The sequence below is a fragment of the Halomarina pelagica genome (assembly GCF_024228315.1).
Classification (GTDB): domain Archaea; phylum Halobacteriota; class Halobacteria; order Halobacteriales; family Haloarculaceae; genus Halomarina; species Halomarina pelagica.
Genome location: NZ_CP100454.1, coordinates 2,905,622 through 2,931,038 on the forward strand (window position 1 = coordinate 2,905,622; position 25,417 = coordinate 2,931,038).

General features: G+C 69.8%; 25 protein-coding genes. 11 read left to right on the forward strand and 14 right to left on the reverse strand.

The window, feature by feature from the left end:
- Positions 1 to 109: 109 nt before the first annotated feature.
- From NKI68_RS15100 to NKI68_RS15125, 6 genes are all read right to left on the reverse strand, one after another.
- Entirely contained in the window at positions 110 to 1,240 is a 1,131-nt protein-coding gene (locus NKI68_RS15100) for an ABC transporter ATP-binding protein (RefSeq protein WP_254543934.1), read from the reverse strand.
- Positions 1,241 to 1,337: 97 nt separating this feature from the next.
- Positions 1,338 to 2,273, reverse strand: coding sequence for a carbohydrate ABC transporter permease (locus NKI68_RS15105; RefSeq protein ID WP_254543935.1), 936 nt, complete (start codon positions 2,271 to 2,273; stop codon positions 1,338 to 1,340).
- Positions 2,273 to 3,331 (reverse strand): carbohydrate ABC transporter permease, encoded by a 1,059-nt coding sequence (locus NKI68_RS15110; protein WP_254543936.1) that lies wholly within the window; start codon positions 3,329 to 3,331, stop codon positions 2,273 to 2,275. Before NKI68_RS15110 ends, NKI68_RS15105 begins: the two co-directional genes overlap by 1 nt.
- A 23-nt stretch (positions 3,332 to 3,354) precedes the next feature.
- On the reverse strand, positions 3,355 to 4,689 hold the full coding sequence (locus NKI68_RS15115) for an ABC transporter substrate-binding protein (RefSeq protein ID WP_254543937.1): 1,335 nt from the start codon (positions 4,687 to 4,689) through the stop codon (positions 3,355 to 3,357).
- 158 nt (positions 4,690 to 4,847) lie between these two features.
- Positions 4,848 to 5,462: a transcriptional regulator GfcR gene (gene gfcR / locus NKI68_RS15120; RefSeq protein ID WP_254543938.1), complete on the reverse strand. Its 615-nt coding sequence runs from the start codon at positions 5,460 to 5,462 to the stop codon at positions 4,848 to 4,850.
- Entirely contained in the window at positions 5,459 to 6,520 is a 1,062-nt protein-coding gene (locus tag NKI68_RS15125) for a glucose 1-dehydrogenase (RefSeq protein WP_254543939.1), read from the reverse strand. The genes gfcR and NKI68_RS15125 overlap by 4 nt, the downstream gene beginning before the upstream one ends.
- Before the next feature lie 162 nt (positions 6,521 to 6,682).
- Here NKI68_RS15125 and NKI68_RS15130 point away from each other — a divergent pair, with 162 nt between their 5' ends.
- The 3 genes from NKI68_RS15130 (at position 6,683) to NKI68_RS15140 (ending at position 10,380) form a co-directional block, all read left to right on the forward strand.
- A complete protein-coding gene (locus tag NKI68_RS15130) occupies positions 6,683 to 7,597 on the forward strand; it encodes a dihydrodipicolinate synthase family protein (protein ID WP_254543940.1) in 915 nt (304 codons plus the stop codon).
- 112 nt (positions 7,598 to 7,709) lie between these two features.
- Positions 7,710 to 9,095 carry a GntP family permease gene (locus tag NKI68_RS15135; protein ID WP_254543941.1) on the forward strand — a complete coding sequence of 462 codons (1,386 nt, stop codon included), beginning with the start codon at positions 7,710 to 7,712 and terminating at the stop codon, positions 9,093 to 9,095.
- A gap of 55 nt (positions 9,096 to 9,150) precedes the next feature.
- The gene (locus NKI68_RS15140; RefSeq protein WP_254543942.1) at positions 9,151 to 10,380 is read left to right on the forward strand and encodes a mandelate racemase/muconate lactonizing enzyme family protein; all 1,230 of its coding nucleotides are present in this window, start codon (positions 9,151 to 9,153) and stop codon (positions 10,378 to 10,380) included.
- 67 nt (positions 10,381 to 10,447) lie between these two features.
- On the opposite strand, the gene NKI68_RS15145 is transcribed toward NKI68_RS15140, so the two are convergent.
- Positions 10,448 to 11,413 (reverse strand): sugar kinase, encoded by a 966-nt coding sequence (locus tag NKI68_RS15145; protein ID WP_254543943.1) that lies wholly within the window; start codon positions 11,411 to 11,413, stop codon positions 10,448 to 10,450.
- Positions 11,414 to 11,486: 73 nt separating this feature from the next.
- Between NKI68_RS15145 and trmB the strand changes: the two genes are divergently transcribed.
- The 4 genes from trmB to NKI68_RS23830 all read left to right on the forward strand — a co-directional run bounded on the left by trmB (position 11,487) and on the right by NKI68_RS23830 (position 14,473).
- Positions 11,487 to 12,533 (forward strand): HTH-type sugar sensing transcriptional regulator TrmB, encoded by a 1,047-nt coding sequence (trmB, locus tag NKI68_RS15150; protein WP_254543944.1) that lies wholly within the window; start codon positions 11,487 to 11,489, stop codon positions 12,531 to 12,533.
- The gene (locus NKI68_RS15155) at positions 12,530 to 13,753 is read left to right on the forward strand and encodes an HAD hydrolase family protein (protein WP_254543945.1); all 1,224 of its coding nucleotides are present in this window, start codon (positions 12,530 to 12,532) and stop codon (positions 13,751 to 13,753) included. The genes trmB and NKI68_RS15155 overlap by 4 nt, the downstream gene beginning before the upstream one ends.
- A 165-nt stretch (positions 13,754 to 13,918) precedes the next feature.
- The gene (locus NKI68_RS23825) at positions 13,919 to 14,215 is read left to right on the forward strand and encodes a DUF433 domain-containing protein (RefSeq protein ID WP_368410844.1); all 297 of its coding nucleotides are present in this window, start codon (positions 13,919 to 13,921) and stop codon (positions 14,213 to 14,215) included.
- A gap of 3 nt (positions 14,216 to 14,218) precedes the next feature.
- A complete protein-coding gene (locus NKI68_RS23830) occupies positions 14,219 to 14,473 on the forward strand; it encodes a hypothetical protein (protein ID WP_368410845.1) in 255 nt (84 codons plus the stop codon).
- 147 nt (positions 14,474 to 14,620) lie between these two features.
- On the opposite strand, the gene NKI68_RS15165 is transcribed toward NKI68_RS23830, so the two are convergent.
- Together NKI68_RS15165 and NKI68_RS15170 are read right to left on the reverse strand one after the other, a co-directional pair.
- Entirely contained in the window at positions 14,621 to 15,217 is a 597-nt protein-coding gene (locus NKI68_RS15165) for an HAD family hydrolase (protein ID WP_254543947.1), read from the reverse strand.
- 142 nt (positions 15,218 to 15,359) lie between these two features.
- Positions 15,360 to 15,683: a hypothetical protein gene (locus NKI68_RS15170; protein WP_254543948.1), complete on the reverse strand. Its 324-nt coding sequence runs from the start codon at positions 15,681 to 15,683 to the stop codon at positions 15,360 to 15,362.
- 116 nt (positions 15,684 to 15,799) lie between these two features.
- On the opposite strand from NKI68_RS15170, the gene NKI68_RS15175 reads away from it, so the two are divergent.
- The 4 genes from NKI68_RS15175 (at position 15,800) to gatE (ending at position 20,163) form a co-directional block, all read left to right on the forward strand.
- Positions 15,800 to 17,209 (forward strand): class II fumarate hydratase, encoded by a 1,410-nt coding sequence (locus NKI68_RS15175; RefSeq protein WP_254543949.1) that lies wholly within the window; start codon positions 15,800 to 15,802, stop codon positions 17,207 to 17,209.
- A 175-nt stretch (positions 17,210 to 17,384) separates the two neighbouring features.
- Positions 17,385 to 17,651 carry an AbrB/MazE/SpoVT family DNA-binding domain-containing protein gene (locus tag NKI68_RS15180; protein WP_256562689.1) on the forward strand — a complete coding sequence of 89 codons (267 nt, stop codon included), beginning with the start codon at positions 17,385 to 17,387 and terminating at the stop codon, positions 17,649 to 17,651.
- Entirely contained in the window at positions 17,651 to 18,082 is a 432-nt protein-coding gene (locus tag NKI68_RS15185; protein WP_254543950.1) for a type II toxin-antitoxin system VapC family toxin, read from the forward strand. Before NKI68_RS15180 ends, NKI68_RS15185 begins: the two co-directional genes overlap by 1 nt.
- 224 nt (positions 18,083 to 18,306) lie before the next feature.
- Entirely contained in the window at positions 18,307 to 20,163 is a 1,857-nt protein-coding gene (gatE, locus tag NKI68_RS15190) for a Glu-tRNA(Gln) amidotransferase subunit GatE (RefSeq protein ID WP_254543951.1), read from the forward strand.
- Positions 20,164 to 20,203: 40 nt separating this feature from the next.
- On the opposite strand, the gene NKI68_RS15195 is transcribed toward gatE, so the two are convergent.
- From NKI68_RS15195 to NKI68_RS15215, 5 genes are all read right to left on the reverse strand, one after another.
- The gene (locus NKI68_RS15195; RefSeq protein WP_254543952.1) at positions 20,204 to 21,331 is read right to left on the reverse strand and encodes a DoxX family protein; all 1,128 of its coding nucleotides are present in this window, start codon (positions 21,329 to 21,331) and stop codon (positions 20,204 to 20,206) included.
- 57 nt (positions 21,332 to 21,388) lie between these two features.
- Positions 21,389 to 22,843: a hypothetical protein gene (locus tag NKI68_RS15200; RefSeq protein WP_254543953.1), complete on the reverse strand. Its 1,455-nt coding sequence runs from the start codon at positions 22,841 to 22,843 to the stop codon at positions 21,389 to 21,391.
- Positions 22,840 to 24,087, reverse strand: a complete 1,248-nt coding sequence (locus NKI68_RS15205; RefSeq protein WP_254543954.1) for an outer membrane protein assembly factor BamB family protein — start codon at positions 24,085 to 24,087, stop codon at positions 22,840 to 22,842. The genes NKI68_RS15200 and NKI68_RS15205 overlap by 4 nt, the downstream gene beginning before the upstream one ends.
- A gap of 78 nt (positions 24,088 to 24,165) precedes the next feature.
- On the reverse strand, positions 24,166 to 24,888 hold the full coding sequence (locus tag NKI68_RS15210) for an RNA methyltransferase (RefSeq protein WP_254543955.1): 723 nt from the start codon (positions 24,886 to 24,888) through the stop codon (positions 24,166 to 24,168).
- A complete protein-coding gene (locus NKI68_RS15215; protein ID WP_254543956.1) occupies positions 24,885 to 25,409 on the reverse strand; it encodes a DUF8114 family protein in 525 nt (174 codons plus the stop codon). The genes NKI68_RS15210 and NKI68_RS15215 overlap by 4 nt, the downstream gene beginning before the upstream one ends.
- Between the last annotated feature and the right edge of the window lie 8 nt (positions 25,410 to 25,417).

Below are 25,417 nucleotides of genomic sequence, written 5' to 3' on the forward strand. Positions count from 1 at the left end.
TCGACCACAGGGGCGCGAGCGTCGGAGCCGGATCGTCGGCCGCCAGTCGGTCGTCGGTCGGTCGCCGGTCCCAGTTAGTCGTCGGTCCCAGTTAGTCGCCGGTCGTCGGTCAGTCGTCGGTCGGTCGCGCCTCCGGCCGTTCGAGTTCCGCGAGCGAGCGGTTGCGTAGCGCCGCCCCCGTCTCGCGGTCGAAGAGGTGGACGCTCTCCTCGGGGATGCGCGCGACGACCGTCTCGTCGCGTCCGACGTGCGTCATCCCGTCCACGACGGCGACGAACGCCCCCCCGTCGGGGAACGACAGGTGGACGTTGTTCTCGTTGCCCATCGGCTCGACGACGCCGGCGACCGTCTCGAAGTCGTGGTCGGTCTCCGCGACCGGGACGATCTCCACGTCCTCGGGCCGAACGCCGAGGGTGAGCGCCGTCGTCCCGTCGAGCGACGCGCGCGTCTCCTCGGAGAGGGGGTACTCGAAGCCGTCGCCGACGAGCGTCGCCCCGTCGCGCTCGACGGGGAAGAAGTTCATCGACGGCTCGCCGATGAACCCGGCGACGAACTCGTTGGCCGGCTCGTGGTAGCACTCAAGCGGCGTGCCGACCTGCATCAGCCGCCCGTCGTCGAGGACGGCGATGCGATCGCCCATCGTCATCGCCTCCGTCTGGTCGTGGGTGACGTACACCGTCGTCACCGCGAGTTCCTCCTGGAGCCGCTGAAGTTCGGTTCGCATCTGCGCGCGGAGCTTGGCGTCGAGGTTGGAGAGCGGTTCGTCCATCAGGAAGACCGCCGGGTCGCGGACGATGGCGCGGCCGAGCGCGACGCGCTGTTGCTGGCCGCCCGAGAGTTCGCCCGGCTTGCGATCGAGGAGTTCGGGGATGTCGAGCAGGTCCGCGGCCTCCTCGACGCGCGCCTCGATCTCGTCGTCGGCGAGGTCGGTCGACTCCTCCAGCCCGAAGCGCATGTTCCCGCGGACGGTCATGTGCGGGTAGAGCGCGTAGCTCTGAAAGACCATCGCGATGTCCCGCTCCATCGGCTTGGCGTGGGCGATCGAGCGTCCCCCGAGGCGGATGTCTCCCCCGGTGACGCTCTCCAGCCCCGCGATCATCCGCAAGGTGGTCGACTTCCCGCAGCCGGACGGCCCGACGAGGACGAGGAACTCCCCGTCCTCGATGTCCATCGAGACGTCGTCGACGGCGACGACGTCGTCGAAGCGTTTCGTGACGCTGTCGAGCGTCAGCTCTGCCACGCGTCCGCCTCCGTGCGCGGGTCGAGCCCGCCGTTGGTGATTGTGGTAGTGGTCGTGGTCGTGATCGTGATAGTGGTCGTGTGCGTCATGTCTTCGGTCATGATTCCCCCGCCACGCCGCGGGCGAAGTAGTCCCCGAACAGGACGTAGACGAGGAGCGTCGGGAGCGCCGCGACGAACGCGCCCGCCATCTGCGTGTTGAACGTCTGGATGATCCCGCCGGTGAGGTTGTTGAGCGCCATCGTCACCACCGCCGCGGGACCGCTTCCCGACGGGATGATGACCAGCGCGAACAGCAGGTCGTTCCAGATCTGCGTGAACTGGTAGATGAGCGTCACCGCGAACATCGGCTTCGAGAGGGGCAGGACGATGCGGCGGTAGACGCGGAAGGCGCTCGCGCCGTCGAGGCGGGCCGCCTCCAGCATCTCCGCGGAGAACGTCTTGTAGTACCCCCGGAACAGCAGCGTCGTGATCGGTATCCCGTAGGCCGTGTGTGCGACGATGAGGTTGATCAGGTTCGCGTGGTGCTCCTGGAGGAACGGGAGTCCCCACAGGAACGACAGCAGCGACGCGGTGTCGACGATGGCGAACAGCCGCGACAGGGGGATGAGCACCGCCTGGTACGGGATGAAGATGCCGGCGACGAACAGCAGGACGACGCCGACCTGCCCGCGCCAGTCGATGTTCGTCAGGCCGTAAGCGGCCAGGCTCCCGAGGAGCGCGGAGAGGATCGTCGCGGGGACGGCGAGCAGCAGGCTGTTGACCAGCGCGTCCGCCATCTCGCGCACCGCGACCGTCCACGGCTCGATCGTGAACCCGCCCGGACCGGGCGGCACCAGCGGGAGCGACCGCTGGAACTCCTGGGTCGTCTTGAACGCCGTCATCAGGCCGGCCTCGAGCGGCGCGAGGTAGAACAGCAACAGGCCGACGAGGACGACGTACAGCGCCGCCCGGCGCTTCGAGCCCGGCAGCCGACGGCGGTTGCCGTCGTCGTCTTGGCCGGAATCGGTCGGCGAGACGTTCGCGCTCGCCATCAGAGTTCACCCCGCCGGTACTCGCTGTAGAGGTACGGACTGACCACGAACAGCGCCATCACGAACAGCACGATGGCGATCGCGGAGCCGTATGCCCACTGGTTCGAGCTGAACGCCTGTCGATACATCATCGTCGAGAGGATGTCCCCGTACGGCCCGGGGTTGTCCCCGAACAGCACGAAGATGAAGTCGAACGCCTTGAGCGCGAACACCATCAGCACGACCGCCGCGCTGATGGTCGAGGCGCGGAGCTGCGGGAGGACGACCCGCCAGTACATGCGCACCGTGCTCGCGCCGTCGGTGCGCGCCGCCTCGTACTGCTCGGTCGGGATCGCGCGCAGTCCGGCGAGGTAGACGACCATCGTGTAGCCGCTGAACTGCCAGATGAGCGCGAAGATGACGGCGAACAGCTTGACGTAGAGGACGTCGGGGACGAGCGGGAGCGCCCCCAGCGCGCCCGTGTCGACGAAGCCGCTCAGCCACTGGAAGCGGACGTCGATCCCCAGCGGTCCGAGGAGCGACCCGAGGACCGTGTTGATGACGCCCGACTGGGGGTTGTACATCCACCGCCAGAAGACGGCGGTGACGACGAACGAGAGGCTCATCGGGAGCAGGTAGACGGTTCGAAAGCCGTTCTCGAAGCGGACGCCCTGGTCGATGAGGATCGCGAGGCCCAGGCCGATGACCAGCGCGAGCGCGGTGAACACGACGAGCAGGATGACGGTGTTCCGGAAGGCGGTCCAGAACGTCGGGTCCGAGAACGCCCGCGCGTACGTCTCGAAGTCCCACGTCGCGGGGTCGTACGTCGGAAGCTGGAGCCCCGCGAAGTCGGTCAGCGAGATGACGAAGTTCCAGCCGATCGCCCCGTAGACGAAGAAGCCCATCAGGAGAAACGGCGGCAGCCAGAACGGGAGCGAGCTGAGGAACTCATCGGAGACGTACCGGGAGAGCCCGGTCTCGTCGTCCCGGCGCGCGGCGGTGGCCGTCGTCGTCCCGCCGTCCGCCCTGAGGCGCTCGCCGGCGTCGTCGGACCGCGGGTTCGGTGATCGATTACGCATCGTGGGTGGTGTGCGCGGTCACGCTACCGAGCGAGCGCCTCGACGATCGCCCCCTGCGCCTGCTCGACGTCGTAGCCGGAGATGAACGTCGACATCGCGCTCCCGAACGCCGTCAGCGCCTTCGGCGGCACCGCGAGCCCGTGCTGGATGCTCAGCGGCTGGGCCGTCGAGTTCGCGAAGTCCTCCATCTGGCGCTTGAGGAACGGGCCGAAGGCGTCCTTCGGCACGTCGGTGCGCGGCGGGATGGACCCCTTCTTGGGGTTGAAGCGCTTCTGCGCGTCGACGCTGCCGACGTAGCGCAGGAACTTCTTCGTCGTCTCGGGCGAGGGGTTGTTCTTCGGGAACGGGAACGAGTCCATGTTCAGCGCGTACGCTCCGTCGGTCCCGGGGAAGGGGACGTGCCCCCAGTCCGACTCGAACTCGAAGCCGTCCTGAGCGCGGTACATCCCCGCGGCCCAGTCGCCCTGGTGGAAGAAGGCGGCCTTTCCGTTGATGATGAGCTTGTTCGCGTCCTGCCAGCCGATCGAGCCGGCGTCCCGGTTGAAGTACTGCGAGTACTCCTTGACGACCGAGAGGGCGTTCTTCACCGCGTCGGCGTTCTCCTTCGCCTTCCCCTCCATGATCGCGGCGTACGTCTCGGGGTCCGACTCGCCGAGCAGCACCTGCGCCCAGAGCTGACCGGTCGACCACGCGCTCTTGGTCTGCTGGGCCATGCCGACGTAGCCGGCGTCCTCCGCCTTCTTCATCGCGGCGACGAGGTCACTCGGCTTCCCGATCGACGACGGATCGACGCCGGCGTCCTCGACGACGCTCACGTTGTAGAAGAGGTTGTTGAGCCGGTGGATGTTGAGCGGCACCGTCACGTAGGAGCCGCCGGGCTTCGCCGCCTGCTTCGGACCATCGAGGTAGGCCTTCTTCATGTCGTTCTCGCCCCAGACCGACTCGCCGATGTCGTGGAGCTTGTCCGCCTCGACGTACGGCGTCAGGTTCGCGCCGGGCCACGCCTGCCACGTGCTCGGCGGGTTGTCGTTCAGCACGCGCTTCTTGATGACCGCGTGCAGGTTCTCGCCGGCACCGCCGGAGACCGGGTTGGGGTTGACCGTGACGTCCGGGTACTTCTCCTCGAACCCGGCCAGCAACGCTTCGATGGCGGCCGACCCGTCGCCGCCCGTCCACCAGTGCTGGATCTCGAGGGCGTTCGAGCCGGAACCGCCGCCACCCGAGCCGCCGGAGCCGTTCCCGTCGTTCGAGCCACCGCCGCCGCCGAGACAGCCCGCAAGCCCCGCGACGCCCGCGGCGGCCGTTCCTTTCAGCACGGTGCGTCGGGAGAACCGACCTGCTATGTCATCCTCTGTCATTATGTTGCCCCCTGTGAAGGTTATCCGGAAAATATGGGAGCACGGACTTAACGCTTTCCTGTGTTAACTGGATAACGAGTTAATCTTTCCAGTGGCTAGCGACTCGTAGAGAGGGCGAACGAGGGAGGGAGGGCGAGACGCGAGGGCGACCGGACGTATCAGACGCGGATCACCTGCACGAGCGAGTGGACCGGCACGCCCTCCACCTCGTCGACGCCGCGCTTGTCGACGAGGATAGCGCAGGCGACGGGGTTCCCGCCGCGCTCGCGGATCGCGTCGATGGTCTCGGTCAGGGTCGTCCCGCTGGTGACGGTGTCGTCGACGACGTAACAGTCGCGGTCCTCGACGCTCGCGAAGTTGCGCGAGAAGCTCCCGCCGAGGTCCTCGATGTCGCCCTCCTCCCACTGGTGCTTGCGGGGCGTGTACGTCGCGAGGTCCGTCTCGAGTTCGCTCGCGACAGCCGTCGCGAGCGGGACGCCGGCCTTCTCGATCCCCACGGTGACGTCGACGGTGCCGTTCGCGTCGACCAGGAGGTCGGCGAGCGCCGCCCCGACGTGTCCGAGCCGGCCGGAGTCGGCACCGACGGCGCTCCAGTCGACGTGGATGTCGTCGGAATCCCGGCGACTCGTGGCGGCGGCGGCGGCACCGCTGCGCTCGACCAGCCACCGGGCGGTCTCCCGCGAGACGTTCAGTTCGTCGGCGATTTCGCCCTTCGAGAGCCCTCGTTCTGCGAGCGACGCTGCGTTCTCGATGAGGTCGTCTACGTTCTTCATAGTGTATCGAACTCGACCGCGGTCTTAATGGTGCCGTCGCCGTCGTCGAAGGCCCGCTCGTACTCCTCGAGGTCGACGACGTCGGTGACGAGCGCGTCGAGGAACCGCTCGGGGAGCGCGGAGAGCGTCTCGACTGCGGCCTCGAAGTGCTCGGCGTTGGAGTTCACGGTCCCGACCAGGGCCTTGTTGTGCAGGACCAGTTCGCGGTGGAGCGCGCCGCCGTCGACCTCGAACGTCCAGTCGCCGGGGACGCCGACGAGCGCGCCGACCCCGTTGGGCGCGAGCGCCTCGACCGTCTCGAGGGCGTGTCTGGCATAGCCCGTCGCCTCGTAGACGAGGTCCATCGGCTCGTGGGCGTCCGGGATCTCCGGGACCGGCGTCTCCCGCGAGTCGACGTACGTCGCCCCCAGTCCCTCGATGAGGTCGATCGTGGGGTCGGGGCGGTCCCGGCGGCCGAGGCAGTAGGTCCGTTCCGCCCGCGAGCCGAGCATCGCGAGGGTGAGCAGGCCGAGCGACCCGTTGCCGAGCACGAGGGCGCTCTCCGGGTTCCACTCGAACGCCGAGCGCGCGGCGACGGCGTGACCCAGCGCCTTCTCGCTGATGCTGATCGGCTCGACGAGAAAGCCCCACTCGGCGAGTTCGCGCGGGAGCGAGACGAGGTACTCCGGCGCGCTGACGAAGTACTCGCTCATGAAGCCGTGGGCACCAACGATGCCCCGCTCCACGTACGAACCCTCGGGGGCCATGTCGGGCTCTCCGCGCTCGAAGTACTCGTTGGTTCCGTTCGGCGGTCGTCGCACCGTGGGCGCGACGACGGTCCCCTCCGCGAGCGCCGTCCCGTTCGCGTCCGCGACGACGCCGACCGCCTCGTGGCCGAGCACGAGGCGGTCCTCGCCCGCCGGCGGGCCGCCGTGCTCGCAGGCGACGACCTCGTGATCGGTACCGTCGACGCCGACGCGCAGGGTGCGAACCAGGACCTGCCCGTCGGCGGGCACCGGTCGCGGTCGCTCGTCCAGCTCCGGGCCGCTTCCGTCCCCTCTAGTGGTGATCGTTCTCATGGGTCACTCCGCGATCGTGGAAAATACTTATTCTAGTCCGAGTTAAAACTTTCTGGACGTGCGCTGCCGCGGCGGACGCCTCCGTTCGGTAGGTCGTGGACGCTCCCTCCGACGCGCCGGAGACCCCCACTCGTTACGTCGGTGGCGCACCATCACCAACCGATGTCCGATCGAACCCAGCCGGACGACGCCGTGGACCCGCTTTCCCTGCACGGCGTCGTCCCCCCGACGGTGACCGCCTTCGAGGCGGACGAATCGCTCGACGCGGAGACGACGGCCGCCCACGCCCGGTACGTGGTCGACGGCGGCGCGCACGCCGTCTTCCCGCTCGGAACGAACGGCGAGTTCGCGCTCCTCACCCCGGACGAGCGCGAGTCGGTCGTCGCCGCCGTCGCGGACGAGGTCGGCGACGAGGTGCCCGTCATCGCCGGCGTCGGCGCGCCGAGCACGTACGAGACGCTGCGCCACGCGGAGCGCGCCGCGGACGCGGGCGCGGACGGCCTCGTCGTCGTCACGCCCTACTACTACCCGCTCGACGACGCGGGCGCGGTTGAGCACTACCGCCGCGTCGTCGAGGCCGTCGACGCCCCCGTCTACGTCTACCACATCCCCAGCAAGACCGGCAACGAACTCTCGCGGACGGCGGTCGCCGAGATCGCCGCGCTGGACGGGATCGCGGGGTTGAAGGACTCGAGCAAGGACGTCCCGTGGCTCGGGCAGGTCATCGCGGACGCCCCCGAACTCACCTACCTGATCGGCTCCGACTCGCTGCTCCTCCCCGGTCTCGACCTCGGCTGTGCCGGGATGGTCAGCGCCGTCGCCAACGTCTTCCCCGAACTGGTCTGCGACCTCTACGCCGCCTACGCCGAGGGCGACCGCGGGACCGCCCGCGACCTCCAGTACACGGTGTACCGGGTCCGCGACGCCCTCAAGCGGGGGCCGTACATGGCCGGCGTGAAGACCGCCCTCGACCTGCGCGGGTTCGACGCCGGGCCGCTCCGAAGCCCCCTGCGAACGATGGACGAGACCGACCGCGCGGCGCTCGAACGCGACCTGCGCGAACTCGACCTGCTGTAGGGGGCGTCGGATCCCCCGACGCGCCTTCTCTTCCAAGGCGATTAAACATTATTATATGAATATCACAAGTGGCAATAAGATACATCACACCTAATACGTCTACGTATACGACATGGCATATCCGTACAGCCCGCTGGTCGCGTTCGCCGTCGGCATCGCGGCCGTCGTGTTCCTGCTGGTGTACCTGGACCTCCCCGCGTTCCTCGGTCTCGTCGTCGCCACGCTCCTCGTCGGACTCGTGACGCCCGCCGTTCCCCTCCCGAAGATCCCGGCGAAGCTGGCGTCGGCCTTCGGCGAGAACATGGCCGGGATCGGCATCCCGATCCTGATGGCGGCCGTCATCGGGAAGTCCATGCTCGAGAGCGGATCGGCGGAGCGCATCGTCCGCGGCGCGACCGCGGTGACGGGTCGGGACAACGCCGACATCGCCCTGTGGGGGAGCAGTTCCTTCCTCGCGATCCCCGTCTTCTTCGACAACGTGTTCTACCTGATGGCCCCGCTCGCGCGGTCGATGCGGGCGCGGGTCGGCGACAACTACGCGCTCTACCTCGTCGTCGTCGGGGCGGGTGCCGCGACCACGCACGTGTTCGTGCCGCCCACGCCCGGTCCGCTGGCCGTCGCCGCCGAGGTCGCCCCCGGCAGTCTCGGGATGGTCATCCTCGTCGGCCTGGCGGTCGCCGTCCCGTCCGCGCTCGTCGCGGGGCTGCTCTACGGGCGGTGGATCAACCGCCGCATCGAGATCCCGCTGCGCGACGCGATGGACACCTCCGGCGACGACATCAGGGAGATCTCGAACCGCTCGCTCGACAGGCTCCCCGGGATCGGCGAGGCGACCCTGCCGGTGATTCTCGCGGTCGTCCTCGTCGCCTCCAACACCGTGGTGACGACCTTCCTCGGCGAGTCGTACGTCCTCGGCCCCATCGACCTCGCCGCGATCACCGGCTTCCTCGGCAACCCGAACTTCGCGCTCACCGCCGCCGCGCTCACCGCGGCGGCCACGTACCGCCGGTGGGCACCGTTCGACGACACGACGTGGAGCGACCAGCTGACGGAGGCGCTCAGGAGCGGCGGCAACATCGCCGCGATCACCGCCGCCGGCGGCGCGTTCGGCGCGATGCTCGCGGCCGCCGGCATCGGCGACTTCGTCGCCGAGGCGCTCGCCGACGTCGGCCTCGGACTGCTCGTCACCGCCTGGCTCATCGCCGCGCTCGTTCGCGTCGCGCAGGGGTCCGCGACCGTCGCCATGCTCACGACGGCGGGCATCGTCGCGCCGCTCGTCGGGAGCCTCGCCGTCCACCCCGCCTACCTCGTGATGGCGATCGGTGCCGGCGGCAACATCGCCTCGTGGTACAACGACAGCGGGTTCTGGCTGGTGAAGGAGATCGGCGGCCTCACGCAACTGGAGACGCTCAAGACGTGGACCGTCCTGACGACGATCATCTCGGTGACGGGGCTGGCGGTGGTCCTCGTCATGTCGCGGATCGTCCCGCTCGCCTGAACGCCGTCGAGCCGAGAGCCTCAAACTTTTACTAACGGGCGAGTGAACTCCCGCCATGGCCAGGGACTACACCTCGCTTCACGACCCGAACGCGGAGTACACGATGCGGGAACTCTCCAGCGAGTCGATGGGCCTCGCGAACGACCGCGGCGCGCGCGACGTCGAGATCACGGACGTCCAGACGGCGATGGTCGACGGAAACTTCCCGTGGACGCTGGTGCGCGTCTACACCGACGCGGGCGTCGTCGGCACCGGCGAGGCCTACTGGGGCGCGGGCGTCCCCGAACTCGTCGAGCGGATGACGCCGTTCGTCGTCGGCGAGAACCCGCTCGACATCGACCGCCTGTTCGAGCACCTCGTCCAGAAGATGTCCGGCGAGGGCTCGATCGAGGGCGTCACCGTCACCGCCATCTCGGGCATCGAGATCGCGCTGCACGACCTCGCCGGGAAGCTCCTCGACGTGCCCGCCTACCAGTTGCTCGGCGGGAAGTACCGCGACTCGATGCGCGTCTACTGCGACTGCCACACCGAGGAGGAGGCAGACCCCGAGGCCTGCGCCGACGAGGCAGAGCGCGTCGTCGAGGACCTCGGCTACGACGCGCTGAAGTTCGACCTCGACGTGCCGAGCGGCTTCGAGAAGGACCGCGCGAACCGCCACCTCCGCCCCGGCGAGATCCGCCACAAGGCCGAGATCGTAGAGCGCGTCACCGAGCGCGTGAAGGACCGCGCCGACGTAGCGTTCGACTGTCACTGGACGTACACCGCAAACAGCGCCGAGCGCCTCGCCCGCGCCATCGAGGACTTCGACGTGTGGTGGCTCGAGGACCCCGTCCCGCCGGAGAACCACGACGTGCAGCGGGAGGTCACCCACGGGACGACGACCCCGATCACCGCCGGCGAGAACGTCTACCGCAAGCACGGCCACCGCCGCCTGCTCGAGGAGCAGGCCGTCGACATCGTCGCGCCGGACCTGCCGAAGGTCGGCGGCATGCGCGAGACGCGGAAGATCGCCGACATGGCGGACACCTACTACGTCCCGGTCGCGATGCACAACGTCTCCTCGCCGATCGCGACGATGGCGAGCGCGCAGGTCGGCGCGGCCATCCCGAACGCGCTCGCGGTCGAGTACCACTCCTACGAACTCGGCTGGTGGGACGACCTCGTCGAGGAGACCGTCATCGAGGACGGGTACATCGAGATCCCCGAGAAGCCGGGCCTCGGCCTGACGCTCGACCTCGACGCCGTCGAGGAGCACCTCGTCGAGGGCGAGGAGCTGTTCGACTGAGCGGAGCGAAGTCGAGCAGAGACCACCTCCGGTGCGACCGAGTGGACTGGACCGGAATCGGCGCGCCCTAGCGGCTCACGTCGCGCCCGTCGTCGTCGAGGAACGCCGCCAGTTCCTCCCGCGTCGGTAGCCCCTCGATGTCGCCGGTCACCTGGGTCGCCAGCGCGCCGACCGCGTTCGCGCGCTCGGTCGCCTCGACGGGCGAGCGACCGTCGAGCCGTCCCGACAGGTAGCCGGCGGCGAACCCGTCGCCCGCGCCGATGGGATCCACGACGCGCTCGACGGGCACGGCCGGAACGCGCTCGGCGACGCCCTCCGCCGCCACGAACGCCCCGTCCTCGCCGAGTTTGACGACGACCTCCTCGGCCCCGCGCTCGCGGAACTCCCGGGCGATCTCACGGGGGTCGTCGGTCCCGAGGAGCACCTCGCCCTCGTCGAGACCCGGGAGGACGACGTCGGCCGCCGCCGCGAGCGGGAGGAGCGTCTCGCGCATCTCCGACTCCGACCACAGCGAGAACCGGAGGTTGGGGTCGAACGAGACGCGCACCCCGAGGTCGGCGCACCGCTCGACGAGGTCGAAACAGAGGTCGCGACAGGTCGAAGACAGGGCCGGGGTGATGCCCGTCAGGTGGAGGTACGACGCGCCGGCGAGCGCCTCGTCGGGGACGTCCCCGGGTTCGAGGCGGCTGGCGGCCGAGTCGTGGCGGTAGTAGAAGACCCCGCCCTCGCCGGTCGCGCGCCGCTCCTTGAACATCAGGCCGGTCGGCGCGTCGGGATCGAACCGGACGTACCGCGTGTCGACGCCGGTCCCGCGGATGGTGTCGCGGACGTAGCGACCGTGCGGGTCGTCGCCGAGGCGACTCGCCCAGGCGACCGGGTGGTCCAACCGCGCGAGGCCGACGGCGACGTTGCTCTCCGCGCCGCCGATGCGCTTACCGAACGCCGAGACGTACTGGAGCGGGCCCGTCTCCTTCGGATTCATGAGGACCATCGTCTCGCCGACGGTCACTACCGCAGGGTCGTGCGCTGTCATAGTACTGGATTCCGAGCGACGTACTACTCGTCGTGGGGTAAATATTTTGCCTCGGAGCGCGCACACACGCCGCATGGGTTCGGACGACCTCCGCCGGCGGATGGAGTCGATGGGGGAGCGGTTCAACTTCGGGGAGTACGAGATCGAGGCCTACCTCGCGGTGCTCGACCACGGCGAGATGACCGCGAGCGACATCGCCGATCACACGAGCATCCCGCAGCCGCGCGTCTACGACACGGTGCGCAAGCTGAGCGATCGCGGGATGGTGGAGTTGCGCGAGTCGCGCCCGATGCGGGTCGTCGCGCTCGACCCGGACGACGTGTTCCCCGAGGTGCAGACCTCGCTCGGGGCGATGGTCGAGGAACTCGCGGACCGCTACACCGCCCCGACGCGGGAGACGGAGGCCGTCTCGCTCGTGAAGTCCCGCCCGAGCATCCTCCGGTACCTGGAGGCGATCATCGAGAGCGCGGAGTACGAACTCACGTGCTCGCTCACGCCCGACCTGCTTGCGCGCTTCGAGGATCGACTCGAAGCCGCCGTCGAGGCCGACGTGACCGTCGAACTGCTGGTGACGCCCGCCGCCGACGCGCCGTCCCCCGAGGAGTACGACTACGCCGCCGTCGCGACGGTGGCGCGGGCGCGCCGCGGGCTCACCACCCCGGTGATGGCGGTCGCCGACGGGCAGCGCTCGGTCTACGCCACGCAGGACGCGCTCGACGGCGGATCGGAGCGCTACGGCGTCATCTTCAATCGCTCCTCGCTCGGCTTTCTCGTCTCCGGCTTCTTCAGCACCGTCCTCTGGACGACGGCCGACACGCTCCTCGATCACGTCGCGGGGCGGTCGTTCCCCCGTCAGTACGCCTCGATCCGCCGCTGTCTGAAGGACCTCGGCGACGAACCTGGGACGTTCTACGCCCGGATCCGCGGGCGCGACGTCGTGACCGGCGAGCGCCGCACCGCCGTCGGCCGCATCGCCGAGGTGACGCTCGAACCGACCGCCGAACTCGCCACGCTCACGCTCGCGACCGACGACGGCGACGTGACCGTCGGCGGGCGCGTCGCCGCCCTGGAGGACATGGAGGCCCACGAGATCGTCGTCGACACGGAGCCGCTCGAATGAACTACTACGACCTCCTCTACGAGCTGTACGACGAGTTCGACGCGAAGACGCTGCTCGAGTACCAGAACTTCGTCGACGTGTTCCCCGCAATCGGGTCGCGCGTCGCGCTCGAACACTGGCGGCGCGCCAGCGACGAACTCGAGCGCAGGAAGGACGCCGTCCGGACGGCCTTTCCCGCGGGCGAGACGCTCGCCGCCGTCGCCGCCCACGCCACGCGCGACGAGGCGTTCACCGCGCTCGACCTCCTCGCGACGTACGACCGCGCGGTGAACGTGCTCGTGCTCGACGTGGACGAGACGCTGCGCTCGGCCGGCCAGACCGACAACGAGATCCCCCGCGACACGCTCCACCTCCTGACCGAACTCCACGAGGAGGGGATGCCGATCGTCATCTGCACCGGCCAGACGCTGGAGAACGTCAAGGGGTTCATCACGCAGGGGCTGGGCAACGAACTCGTCCACTCGGGGACGCTGAGCATCGTCTACGAGGCCGGCAACGGCGTCTTCACGCCGGGCCACGGGGCGGACACGAAGCGCCTGCTCTACGAGGGCCTCGACGAGACCGTGCGCGGCGTGTTCGACGAGGTGCGCGCGCGGGTCGTCTCGGACGCCCCCGAGGACATCCGCCGGGGCTGTCACCTGCAGGGCAACGAGTTCAACGTCACGCTCAAGCCCAACCACCAGACCGGTAGCCGCGAGGCCGTCGAGGTCATCGACCACGCGCTGTGCTACCTGCTCGATCTGGTCGGCGAGGCGACTCCCGACGGCGATCCCGAGGGCGCGCGGGCGTTCTACGCCGCCGCCGACCCCGAGATCCGGGAGGTGCTCGAACACCGCGGCGGCGTCCCCGACCTCGACGTGGGGGACGTCCCGGACGACGCGAGGGAACTCTTCGAGCGCGTCGACGTGGCCTACTACGAGGGCGACGCCGCCGAGGTCGGCAGCCTCGAACTCGACAAGGTGGCCGGCGTCCAGGCCGCCTTCGAGGTGCTCGGCGTCGACGACCCCTTCGCGCTCGTGATGGGCGACTCGAAGAGCGACCTCCGCGTGATGGAGTGGGTGGAGGCGAACGGCTGCGGCATCGCCGCCGCCCCCGAACACGCCTCCGAGGTCGTCCTCGAGCACGTCCTCTCGACGGACGAACTCGTCTTCGACCGCAACGACGCCACCTCCATGCTGCGGGTCGTCTACGCGCTCGACCGGCTGGCGGGACTGTCGTAGGCGGTGTATCTTCACGAACGATCGCGTGCGAGCGTCCGGACCGCGCTGACTGCTTTCGTCGGCGCGTTTCGACGTCCGTCACCGATTCACGTTCGTGCTGCGAGTGCCAGGTCTGGACATTCGTCCTAACTCCTATACGAGCATCCGATCTATAACCGACATAATATGGGTGCCGAGGCCACCGCTCGCGTCGTGAAGACGCCCGACGTCCTCCACGGCAAACCTCGCATCGAGGGGACCCGCATCGGCGTGTTCGCGATCGGCGAATCCATCCGACGGAGCGGTCAGACCGGCGAAGGCGTCCTCGACGGCTATCCCGATCTCTCTCACGAGCAGGTGATAGCGGCGCTTGAGTACTACGACGAGCACTCCGAAGCGATGGACATCCTCCGAACGCAACGTGAAGCCAACCGTCGCCGCGTCGAGCGACAGCCGCGCGCCCCCGTAGACGCCGATAGGTGACGCGTGTCGGGCAGTATCCGTCTTCTCCGTGATCAGAACGTCAACGAACAGTACGTCGACGCGTTCGCGGTCACGAACGACTGGGTCGTCTTTACCGGCGACGACGACTTCGAACGCGACCTCCCGTTCGGTGTCGTCCTCTATCACCAGGAGGGCCTCCCCGCACCTGGTGTCGTTCTCGACGCGATCGAACTGATAGCCGATGCCTACGCCGACCACGGCGAGATCCTCGAATACGTCCCCGGGCAGTGGGTCTGAGCGCACTCACGGCGTAGACTCCGACGCTCGACCGTGGACCCCCGTTCGAGCCGGCTCGTCAGCGGACGTAGTTCCGTCGCTCGCGTTCGGTGCTCGGGTTTCGAGGCCGGTTGGCTGTTGCCCCGTTCGCGCGGCCCTCCGACTGCCCTACCCCCACCCGAGCGCGTCGGGGAGGTCGCCGAACCCCCCGCCGTCGTACCGGTGCGCGGTCCACCCGGCGTTCCGCGCCCCCTCCACGTCGGCGTCGGCGTCTCCGACCATCGCATACTCGTCGGCGGGCAGTCGCTCCTCGGCGAGCCGAAACGGCGCGGCGTCGGGCTTGTGCGCGCCCGCCTCGTAGGAGGCGACGAACGCGTCGAAGTACCCGAAGAGCCCGTGGGCCCGCAGCTTGTGCTCCTGCCACTCCCTGACGCCGTTCGTGAGGACGCCCAGTTCGTACTCCGCCGAGAGCCGCGCGAGCGTCGCATCGGTGCCCCTCGGCGGGCGGGACAGTTCGACCTCGTGCGCCAGGAGCGCGTCCGCGAACTCGCCGGGATCGGAGCGCAGGCCGATCTCCGCGAACGCTCCCCGGACGGGATCCGGCTCGCACGCGTCGAACCGGGCGTAGAACGCCCCGCCGTAGCCGTCGATCGCCTCCTCGGGGAGGTCCCCCTCGATCGCGGCGACGGCGCTCCGGAGGACGTCGCCGTAGTCGCACGTGAGGCGGAGGAGCGTCCCGTCCAGGTCGAAGAAGATGGCTCTCACGGGGAGTGGATTTCGACGCGATCGAGAAAGCACTACCCGTTCGAATCGGACTGGACCGCTCTCGGGACGGAGCGGGACGGGACGGGCTACGACGGCGGACGACGGCGGGTCGAGTTCGACTCGCCGGTCGCCTGCCGCGTGACTACTCGCGGAACTCGAAGCGGACGCGGTCGCCCTGCTCGAGGGACGTACCGGCGAAGACGCGCTCCCAGTCCCCGCCGGACCGTCGGAGCGCGACGGTGTCGTGTCGGAGGCGGTCGCCCTGCAGCAGCGCGGGGCGGACCTGCACCCCGTAGCGGTCGGTCAGTCGCTCGACGGCGTCGCCGACCGTCGCGTCCGGCGACAGCGCCATCTGCGCGCGCTCGAGGCCGGCGCGGGCGACCAGCCAGCCGCGGAGTTCGACGCCGACGCCGATGGTCGCACCCGCCCCCGCGTCCCCGCTCGTCGCGTGTAGTCCCGTGCTCATAGTCATACGTTGGCACGAGGGGTCAAAAAGTTTACTCACCATCGAAAAAATAGCTCTCGGGTCCTCGGGACGACTTTCGGTGGGTTTTACCACCGTCCCGCGACTCTCGTACGCGTATGAGCGACAACCAGTACCGCACGGAACGCGACAGTCTCGGGGAGATGCGGGTCCCGGCGGACGCCTACTGGGGTGCCCAGACCCAGCGCGCCGTGGAGAACTTCCCCATCTCCGGGATCACGTTCGGCCGCCGGTTCGTCCGGGCGCTCGGGGTCGTGAAGAAGGCCGCCGCGCGCGCGAACGTGGACCTCGGTCACGTCGACGAGGAGGCGGGCGAGGCCATCGTCGCCGCCGCGGACGAGGTCATCGCGGGCGAGCACGACGACCAGTTCCCCGTGGACGTGTTCCAGACCGGCTCCGGCACGTCCTCGAACATGAACGCGAACGAGGTCATCGCCAACCGCGCGAGCGAGATCCTGGGACAGGAGGTCGGCTCACGACACGTCCACCCGAACGACCAGGTGAACTTCGGGCAGTCGAGTAACGACGTGATCCCGACGGCGATGCACGTGAGCGCGCTGGAGGCCGTCGAGCGCGACCTGCTCCCGGCGCTCTCCCGCCTCAGCGACGAACTCGCGGCGAAGGAGGCGGACTTCGACGGCGTCGTCAAGACCGGCCGCACGCACCTGCAGGACGCCACGCCCGTCCGCCTCGGCCAGGAGTTCGGCGGCTACCGGACGCAGGTCGAGAAGGGCATCGAGCGCGTCCGGGACACGACCGACCACCTCGCCGAACTCGCGCTCGGCGGGACGGCCGTCGGGACGGGGCTCAACACCGACCCCGAGTTCCCCGAACTCGCCGCCGAGTACATCGCCGAGGAGACGGACCTCCCGTTCCGCGAGGCGGACAACCACTTCGAGGCGCAGGCCGCCCACGACGCGATGGCCGAGGCCCACGGCGCGCTGCGGGTCGTCGCCGGCTCGCTCAACAAGATCGCGAACGACCTCCGCCTGCTCGCCTCCGGCCCGCGCAACGGCCTGGGCGAGATCGACCAGCCCGAGAACCAGCCCGGCTCCTCGATCATGCCCGGGAAGATCAACCCGGTCGTCGCCGAGGCCGTCAACCAGGTCCACAAGCAGGTCGTGGGCAACGACGCCGCGGTGGCCGCCGGGGCCGCCGAGGGGCAACTCGATCTCAACCTCTACAAGCCCGTCATCGCGCACAACTTCCTCGAGTCGGCGGAGATCCTCGCCAACGCCAGCGACGTCTTCGGCGAGCGCTTCGTCGCCAAGCTGGAGGCCGACCGCGAGCACTGCGAGGCGGCGGTCGAGCGATCCATGGCGATCGCGACGGCGCTCAACCCCCACATCGGCTACGACAGGGCCGCCGAGGTGGGCAAGACGGCGCTCGAGGAGGACAAGACCGTCCGCGAGGTGGCGATCGAGAAGGGCTACGTCACCGAGGAGGAGGCCGACGCGATCCTCGACCCGCGCGAGATGACCGAGCCCGGCATCCTCGGGGGGGACTGAGCGTCGCGACGACATCCGTCATCGGTCTCCTCGTCTCGTTCGCGACTGTGGACGAGCCCCGCACGTCATCTCCTCGCAATCCCGCCGCGCTGCGGAGTTGCGCCGAAAAGTTCGTTTTCGTCGCCACGTCACATGTACCGCAGCATGTATGCTCTACGAGGTGCTAGACGTAGCCATGACGACCACAGCTCCCACTGAAGAGACGAAAGTGAGCGACCGGGGGATGGTCACTATCCCGGCGGCGATCCGTCGCCGCCTGGACATCGAGGCGGGCGACAAACTCCGGTGGGCTACCACCGACACGGGCGAGCTGACCGTCGAGGTCGTTCGGCAGCGCTACGGCGCGTTCGACGACGACACCCTGAAGGCCGACCTCGGCGGTGACAGCCTCGAAACACACGATCTCGCCGGATACGAACCGGAGTTCGCGGAGGACGTCTGATGGCGGTCGCGGTCGTCGACAGTAACGTCCTCATCGACTACAAGAACACCGGAGCCGGCGACCGTCACGACCGGGCAGAGGACATCGTGCGGGGGATGGACGCCGACGAACTCCCGACGGGTCGGGTGACGAATTACACCCTGCTCGAGACGCTGAACTGGATTCACGAGCGCCAGCGCCACGATATTGCGGTCGACCTCCACCGTCGACTCGCCGACTCGGCGGGCTTCGAACTCGTCCACTGCGCACAGAAGGACTTCCATCGCGCTGTCGACCTCTTCGAAACCTACGAGGGGCTCGCGTTCGGCGATGCGACCATCGCCGCGTACATGGAGCGCGAGGACATCGAGTACCTCTACAGCTTCGACGGTGACTTCGACACCCTCGGCTGGGTAATGCGCCTCGATACACCCGAGAATCCGTACGGCTGAACGTCGCATCGACGGCTCGCGAGAGCGAGGGGCGCGGCCGACCGGCGGAGGGACACTCGCTCGTTCGCTCACTCGTCGGCGCAACGGAGCCGTTCACCTCCACGTCCGGGCCGTCGCTTCTCACCACGCCGCCGCGACGGCGACTTCGGGCTCTTCCAGAGGTAGTCTCGCCGCGCCCGCGGCATTGGCCGGATTTTTATCGCTCCCCGCCTCACCCACGAGCAATGAGCGAGTACGACTACGAGGACCTCGGTCTCGTGGCGGGCCTCGAGATCCACCAGCAGCTCGACACCGCCGCGAAGCTCTTCTGTGACTGTCCGACGGAGCGCCGCGAGCCGGAGGAGGCGGTCCGCACCGTGACGCGGTACCTCCACCCGACGCGCAGCGAACTGGGCGAGATCGACGAGGCCGCCCTGGAGGAGAGCCGCGTCGACCGGGAGTTCCAGTACCTCGGATACGACACGACCTGCCTCGTCGAGGAGGACGACGAGCCGCCCCACCGAGTCGACGAGGAGGCGCTCGACGTGGCCCTGGAGATCGCCCAACTGCTCGACGCGACCCCGGTGGACGCGGCGCACGTGATGCGCAAGATCGTCGTGGACGGCTCGAACACGTCAGGGTTCCAGCGCTCGACGCTGATCGCCACCGACGGCGAGATCGAGACCGAGGAGGGGCCGGTCCGCATCGCGGACATGCTCCTGGAGGAGGAGAGCGCCGGTCGGATCGAGGAGACCGAGGAGGGCGTCGTCTACTCGCTCGATCGGCTGGGCATCCCCCTCGTCGAGATCGGCACGGAGCCGGACGTCCGCTCGCCCGAGCAGGCCCGGGACGCGGCCGCCCGGATCGGCATGTTACTCCGCTCGACCGGACACGTGAAGCGTGGGCTCGGCACCATCCGCCAGGACGTGAACGTCTCCATCGCGGAGGGCGCGCGGGTCGAACTCAAGGGGGTCCAGAGCCTCGACGACATCGACGACATCGTCCGCGAGGAGGTTCGCCGGCAGGTCGAACTGGTCGAGATCGGGAGGGAACTCCGGGAGCGCGGCGCGAGCGTCGGCGAGCCGCGGGACGTGACCGAGGTCTTCGAGGGCACCGACAGCGGCGTCGTCGCGTCGGCGGAGGCGGTAGTCGCCGTCCCGCTGTTCGGCTTCGACGGGCTCGTCGGCCGGGAGATCCAGCCCGATCGCCGTCTCGGGACGGAGTTCTCTGACCACGCGAAGCGCGCCGGTGCGGGCGGGATTTTCCACACCGACGAACTCCCCGCCTACGGCGTCACCGAGGACGAAGTCGCCGCGCTGCGCGAGGCGGTGGGGGCGGACGAGGCGGACGCCGTCGCGCTCGTCGCCGCCTCCCGGGCGGTCGCGGAGCGGGCCGTCGACGCCGTGGCGGAGCGCGCCCGCTCCGCGATCGAGGGCGTCCCCGAGGAGACGCGCGGCGCGAACGCCGACGGCACCTCCCGCTACCTCCGGCCGCTCCCCGGCGCGGCCCGCATGTACCCCGAGACGGACGTGCCGCCCGTCCCGCTCGACCCGACGGAGGTCGAGACGCCGGAACTGCTCACCGAGAAGGTCGACCGCTACGTCGCGGAGTACGGCCTCGACGCGGGGCTGGCCGAGCAGGTCGCCTACGGCCGCCGGATGCCGGTCTTCGAGGCGGCCGTCGAGGACGGTATCGACGCCACGCTCGCGGCCGGAACGGTCGAGTCGACCGTGACGGAACTGCGCCGCGACGACGTGCCCGTCGAGCAGCTCCGCGACGAGCACTTCCTCGACGTGCTCGCGCTCGTGGACGCGGGCGACCTCGCCAAGGAGGGCGTCGGCGACGTGCTGCGCGCGCTCGCAGAGGACCCGACGCTCACCGCGGCCGAGGCGGCCGAGGAGGCGGGCCTGTCCGGCGTCGACGAGGCCGAGGTGCGAGAGACGGTCGCCGAGGTCGTCGAGCGAAACGGGGAGCAGGTCGAGGCGGAGGGGATGGGCGCGTTCTCCGCGCTCATGGGCGAGGCCATGGGCGCGCTCCGCGGCAGGGCCGACGGCGAGGTGGTGAGCACGGTTCTGCGCGAGGAGATCCAGAAGCGGGCGTAGGAGAGCGGACGCGGGGGTGACGTGACGGACGCCGCTCGCGTCAGTCGGTCTCGGCGGCGACCGCCCGCCGCCCCGCGATCGTCTCGTGGAGCCACCCGTCGACGGAGAACGGTCCCGCGCCGGTGATCAGCAGGGCGGAGGTCAGCCCGAACAGCGAGACGTGCGCGAGCACCGGGTCGTCCGGGAGGCCGAACAGCGTCGTGGTGAGGAGGAGGAACGCGACGGCGGAGAACGCCCGGGTGAACAGCCCGAGGACGAGCATCACGCCGACGAGGATCTCCACCAGCCCGGCCCCGACGACCCACAGCTCCGGCCCGACGGGGACGACCGCGGTGAGGTCGTACTTCGCGACGACCGCCAGCGCGACGCCGGGGTTCATGAGCTTCTCGACCAGCCCGAGGTAGGCGAACGCGAGGCCGAGGCCGACGCGGACCACGGTCGGGACGAACGCGGTGTACGGCTCGATCCGCTCGCCGAGGGGCACCGCGAGCCGCCGGTAGACGGGGTCGACGCGGGAGTAGGCGGTCCGCTCGTCCGCGGCGACGGCGGCGATGAGGTCGTCGGCGCTCGGTCGGCCGCCGCCGAGCAGGGCGATTGCGACGAAGCCGGGGACGTACTCGAACGCGAGCAGGAGCGCCGGGAAGGCGACGACGCCCGCGAGGTACGCGGCGAGGCCGACGAGGGCGACGAGGCGGGTCGCGAGACCGAACAGGAGCAGGAAGCCGACGGCGAGACCGAACAGCCGGACGAACACCCCGCTCAGGTCGCCGAACGCCGGCGCGAACGCCTCGGCGTGGACGAGCGGCGAGAAGTAGTAACCGTTGAAGCCCGCGCCGACCAGCGGCAGGCCGAGGCTCAGCCGGAACAGCCACGGGAGCAGGTCGTCGTACCCCGCGAGCGCCCCGCGGACGGCGTCGACGTCGCGTCCGAGGGGGCGAACCCAGAGGTACGCGCCCAGCGCGGCGAGGAGTCCGACCGCCCCCGCCCCGAGGACGAACAGGTTGAACGGGTTCGACAGCGTCTCGACGAGGAAGCGCAGCGCCTCGACGGCCGCGCCGCGATCGACGACGTACCGGACGTGCGCGCTCGCGACGCCGCTCGCCCCGAGGAACGCGACGGAGAGGAACGCGACGAGCAGCGACGCGGTGCGCGCGATGGACGATCTCATGACCGGGGGTTGTCCGTCGGGTCTGATAAGTCCGTCCTCGATGGACGCGGGCCGGCGTCACGCGACCGGTCGCGAGACGACCCAGAGCGACAGGACGGTGTACCCGACCATCAGGGCCGTGAGGGGGAGGTGGGGGACGGTCGCCGTCCGCCGGTCGGTCCGGGCGGCGATGACGCCGTGGGCGGCGACGACCGCGAGGACGTGCCCCCCGACGATGACGACGACCTGCGTCCCCCAGAACGCCGCGATCGGGAGCCACGCCAGCGGCTCGACGGCGAGCGCGACGTCGAACCACCCCGCGACCGTCGTCACGAGCCGCCCGAACCCGCGAACGACGTAGGCGTAGTTGTGGGCGAACTCGTACGCCGCGGCGATCGGGAGGACCGTCGGGGCGACGACCGTCGCGGCGGCCCGCGGCGAGGACGAGAGGCCGACCGTGGCGGTCGCGACGACGACGAGCGCGAACGCCGCGAGGAACAGCCCGAACCCCAGCAGGTAGATCGGAACGCTCACCGACGCGCCCGCCCCGGTCAGCTCGCGCACGGCGAAGAGGACCGACTGGTAGGAGAGCGTCTCCGCGAACCCGTCGAAGCTCACCGTGTACACCATCGCGACGACGAACGCGACGCGGGCCGGATCGCGGATCGGGCGCGTACACTCGCGCCACGGCGCGCGCGCGACGACGCGGTAGCCATCCCCCGGCGGTCGTTCGACCCCGAGGGGCGCGACGCGACCCAACAGGCGATAGAGGACCTCGAACAGGTCCGCGTCGCGGAACCACGTCGGTCCGAAGAGCAATCCGCCGGCGTACATGACGGCGGCGTACCCGACGAGGAGCGCCGCCGTCAGGGTCGGCTCGCGCGGGATCACGGTCAGGTTCTCGACGATGCCGACCGCGAGGCAGAACCAGAGCAGGGCGGGCCAGGCACCCAGCCGGGAGGGGTACTCGACGACGGAGAGCGCTCGCCCCTCGACCGCGCAGGTCGCCCGGTACAGCGTCCGCCACGGCGAGAGGGCGGTCCACGGACTCCCGACGAGCATCGACGCGAGCGCGAGTCCCTTCAGCCAGACGGCCCACGTGAAGACGACCGAGAAATTCGTGACCGCCTGTCGACCGAGGAGGCCCGCGGCGATCGTCGTCACGAACAGCAGGAAGAAGGCGACCCGCGCGGCGCGCCGTACGAGGGTTCCCGTCCGGTCCGAGAGCCGGGCCACGACGATCCCCGGCGGGCGTGAGCGCGAGTCGGGCGAGTCGGTATCCGCGTACGCGAGGTAGCCCGCCGTCACCGCGACGGTCGCCCCCGCCCCGAGGTAGAGATACGGGAGAGGGATCGGCGCGTCGAACCGGGCCCCGCCGCCGTGGGCCGCCGCCGGCCCGGCGAACGCGCACAGCCCGGCCGCGAGGACGGCGGCCAGGAGGATCGCCCGCCGGATGGGGCGAGCGCGCTGGGCACGTCGGGCACGTGGGGTGCGCCGTGAGCGCCGGGCGTGGAACCGTCGATCGCGCCTCATCCGCCGTCGCCCCCGCGGTAGTTCAGGAGGACGACGCGCCCGTCGCCGTAGCGGGCGAGGATCTCGGCCGCCGGATCGTCGTCGACGTTCGCGAGCGTCGGGTACGTCCGGATCGGGACGTCGCGGTCGTACGCCGCGCGCTCCTCGCCGGAGGCGGGGTCGAGCACGGCGACCGTGCCCGATCCCGTCACCGCGACGAGGTCCGGCTGACCGTCACCGGTGACGTCGCCCACCACGGGCGGCGGGGTCGACGGCGATTCCTGCCGGGCGACGGTCGTCGTCCACTCCTCGTCGCCGGTGGTCCCCTCGAGAACGGTGACGCGACCGTCCGTCCGGCTGAGGTAGACCTCGACGGTCCCGTCGCCGTCGCCGTCGGTGACCGCGTGGAGCCGGGGGGACCCGCGGCGGTCGGCGGTCCACTCGCGCTCGCCCGTCTTCCCGTCGAGCGCGACGACGGACGCCGTGTCGGTGACGTACACCTCCGGCTGGTCGTCCCGGTCGGCCTGCGCGGTGACGAGGTCGTACCCCCCGACGGGGACGGTCCACTGCACCTCGCCGTTCGCGTTCAGCAGGACGGTCCGGTCCAGCGCGCTCACGAGCACGTCGCGCGACCCGTCGCCGTCCACGTCGCGCACGACCGGCTCGGCGTAGACGATCTCGCCGAAGCTGTGGTGCCAGCGCGGCGTCCCGGTCGCCGTCGCGACGACGAGGTTTCCGTAGAGGTCGACGGTGACGATCTCCTTCCCGGGGGAAGCGGTGAGGTTGGCGACGGTCGGACGGCTGTAACCGTAGCGCTCGGTCGGGATCCGGAACTCCTCGCTCCCGTCGCCCGCGTCGTAGACGATCGTCGCGTTCTCGGTCGTCCCGACGATCACCTCCAGCGTGCCGTCGCCGTCGAGGTCCTCGATCGCGGGTTCGGTCAGCGCGTGACTGAAGCACCGCTCTGCGGGCATGCCGGTGCGCCATAGCACCGTCCCGTTCGAGGGCGCGAGTCGAACGAGCGAACAGGTCGCGTTCGTCATCTCGTCGACTCCCGGTACCCCCGCGACCGGCGCGACGACGACCGAGCCGTTCGGTCCGACGCCGACGGCGTGGTGGTTCCGGTCGTTCGCGCGCGCCGTGTCGCTCACCCACGTCTCGTGGAGGTCGCCGTCGCTCGCCGTCACGAGACTGAACCCGTACCACCCGACCCCGAGCAGGGCGGCGAAGACGAGCACGACCAGGATTCCGGTTCTGAACCGCATCGACTACCGTCGCTTGTTCGAGGGCGTATACGTATCCGTCGAATCCCGGTTCGGGGACCTCCCGAACGACGACGCGCGCTACCGGGGCTCCCGATCCCGGATCCGGTTCTCGGCGCGGCGGAACACGCCGTGGAGCGTGCTCACCTCGCGGGTGGTCGGGTGGGCGCGCCCGAGCAGCCGACGCCACAGGCGAACCGTCTTCGGGCGCTTCTCCTCGACCAGTCCCGCCGCGTCGACGAACGAGGCGAACTGCTCGTGGAGCGCCTCGACGTCGCGCTCCGGCGCGCGGTCGATCTCCGTCGGGTGCTGGGTCTCCCCGACGGTCAGCGAGCGCAGTTCGTAGAGCGTGATCGTCGCGGCCTGCGCGAGGTTGAGGACGGGGTAGTCGGCGCTCGCCGGGATCGAGCAGACCTCGTCGAGGCGTTCGAGTTCCTCGTTGGTGAGGCCGATCCGCTCGCGGCCGAAGACGACGCAGGTGTCCGCGCGCACGCCGCGCAGCGACGCGGCGAGTTCCCGCGGCGTCCGGAAGGGGTAGCGCACGTGGTGGCGGTCGTCCTCGTTCGTGATCGCCGTGCAGCCGACCGTGTGGAAGTTCTCCACGAGGAAGTCGAACGACACCTCCCGCGCGTTCGGGAGGACGTCCTCGCGGGCCTGGCCGGCGAAGCCGTACGCCTCGCCGTCGCGGTCGAGGTCGGGGGGATCGACCAGGTAGAGGTCGGTCAGCCCGAAGTTCTTCATCGCCCGGGCGATGCTCCCCACGTTCCCCGGCGTCTTCGCGTCGACGACGGCCACCGAGATCATACGTCGAGGTCGGAGAAGTCGACGCCGAGGGCCTTCCGTTCCTCCTCGCTCATGTTCGCCAGCTCCTCCTCGAGCGGGTCGAGCTGCGGGTTCGGATCGGGTTGCTTCACGCCGTCCGGGTCGGTGTCGACGTGTTCGGTCCCCTCGTAGTCGTCGGGCGCGCGCCCCCCGTCGGCGAACCACTGGTGGAAGGCGTTCTGCATGTGCCGGCTCCCCGCCAGTTCGTGGCCCATCTCCTCGCGGAACCAGTAGAGGAAGTCGGCCTCGTGCCGGTCGCACAGCAGCACCTCCCCGAGCGGTTCGCCGTAGACGACCTGCGCCTGTCGGCACTTGCGTTGCTCCGCCTTGCCGTGGATCAGCCAGCAGGCGTCACACGGCTTGGTCACCAGCGTGGTCAGTCGCGCGATGCGTTCGCGGTCGTCCTCGGGGATGCGCGCCATCGGCTTCAGGTCGCCGTCGTCGTCGAGGATCGACTCCTCGTCGAACCGCCACCCGCGAAGCCCGATACTCACCTTCGCCATGTGTCGGG

Coding starts and splice junctions, on each gene's coding strand:
- NKI68_RS15205 (WP_254543954.1), bottom strand. CDS start 24,087: ATGCGGTTCAGAACCGGAATCCTGGTCGTGCTCGTCTTCGCCGCCCTG.
- NKI68_RS15180 (WP_256562689.1), top strand. CDS start 17,385: ATGACGACCACAGCTCCCACTGAAGAGACGAAAGTGAGCGACCGGGGG.
- NKI68_RS15195 (WP_254543952.1), bottom strand. CDS start 21,331: ATGAGATCGTCCATCGCGCGCACCGCGTCGCTGCTCGTCGCGTTCCTC.
- NKI68_RS15210 (WP_254543955.1), bottom strand. CDS start 24,888: ATGATCTCGGTGGCCGTCGTCGACGCGAAGACGCCGGGGAACGTGGGG.
- NKI68_RS15105 (WP_254543935.1), bottom strand. CDS start 2,273: ATGGCGAGCGCGAACGTCTCGCCGACCGATTCCGGCCAAGACGACGAC.
- NKI68_RS15155 (WP_254543945.1), top strand. CDS start 12,530: ATGAACTACTACGACCTCCTCTACGAGCTGTACGACGAGTTCGACGCG.
- NKI68_RS15125 (WP_254543939.1), bottom strand. CDS start 6,520: ATGAGAACGATCACCACTAGAGGGGACGGAAGCGGCCCGGAGCTGGAC.
- NKI68_RS15185 (WP_254543950.1), top strand. CDS start 17,651: ATGGCGGTCGCGGTCGTCGACAGTAACGTCCTCATCGACTACAAGAAC.
- gatE (WP_254543951.1), top strand. CDS start 18,307: ATGAGCGAGTACGACTACGAGGACCTCGGTCTCGTGGCGGGCCTCGAG.
- NKI68_RS15170 (WP_254543948.1), bottom strand. CDS start 15,683: ATGAGCACGGGACTACACGCGACGAGCGGGGACGCGGGGGCGGGTGCG.
- gfcR (WP_254543938.1), bottom strand. CDS start 5,462: ATGAAGAACGTAGACGACCTCATCGAGAACGCAGCGTCGCTCGCAGAA.
- NKI68_RS15110 (WP_254543936.1), bottom strand. CDS start 3,331: ATGCGTAATCGATCACCGAACCCGCGGTCCGACGACGCCGGCGAGCGC.
- NKI68_RS15200 (WP_254543953.1), bottom strand. CDS start 22,843: ATGAGGCGCGATCGACGGTTCCACGCCCGGCGCTCACGGCGCACCCCA.
- NKI68_RS15135 (WP_254543941.1), top strand. CDS start 7,710: ATGGCATATCCGTACAGCCCGCTGGTCGCGTTCGCCGTCGGCATCGCG.
- trmB (WP_254543944.1), top strand. CDS start 11,487: ATGGGTTCGGACGACCTCCGCCGGCGGATGGAGTCGATGGGGGAGCGG.
- NKI68_RS15140 (WP_254543942.1), top strand. CDS start 9,151: ATGGCCAGGGACTACACCTCGCTTCACGACCCGAACGCGGAGTACACG.
- NKI68_RS15115 (WP_254543937.1), bottom strand. CDS start 4,689: ATGACAGAGGATGACATAGCAGGTCGGTTCTCCCGACGCACCGTGCTG.
- NKI68_RS15130 (WP_254543940.1), top strand. CDS start 6,683: ATGTCCGATCGAACCCAGCCGGACGACGCCGTGGACCCGCTTTCCCTG.
- NKI68_RS15215 (WP_254543956.1), bottom strand. CDS start 25,409: ATGGCGAAGGTGAGTATCGGGCTTCGCGGGTGGCGGTTCGACGAGGAG.
- NKI68_RS15175 (WP_254543949.1), top strand. CDS start 15,800: ATGAGCGACAACCAGTACCGCACGGAACGCGACAGTCTCGGGGAGATG.
- NKI68_RS23825 (WP_368410844.1), top strand. CDS start 13,919: ATGGGTGCCGAGGCCACCGCTCGCGTCGTGAAGACGCCCGACGTCCTC.
- NKI68_RS15145 (WP_254543943.1), bottom strand. CDS start 11,413: ATGACAGCGCACGACCCTGCGGTAGTGACCGTCGGCGAGACGATGGTC.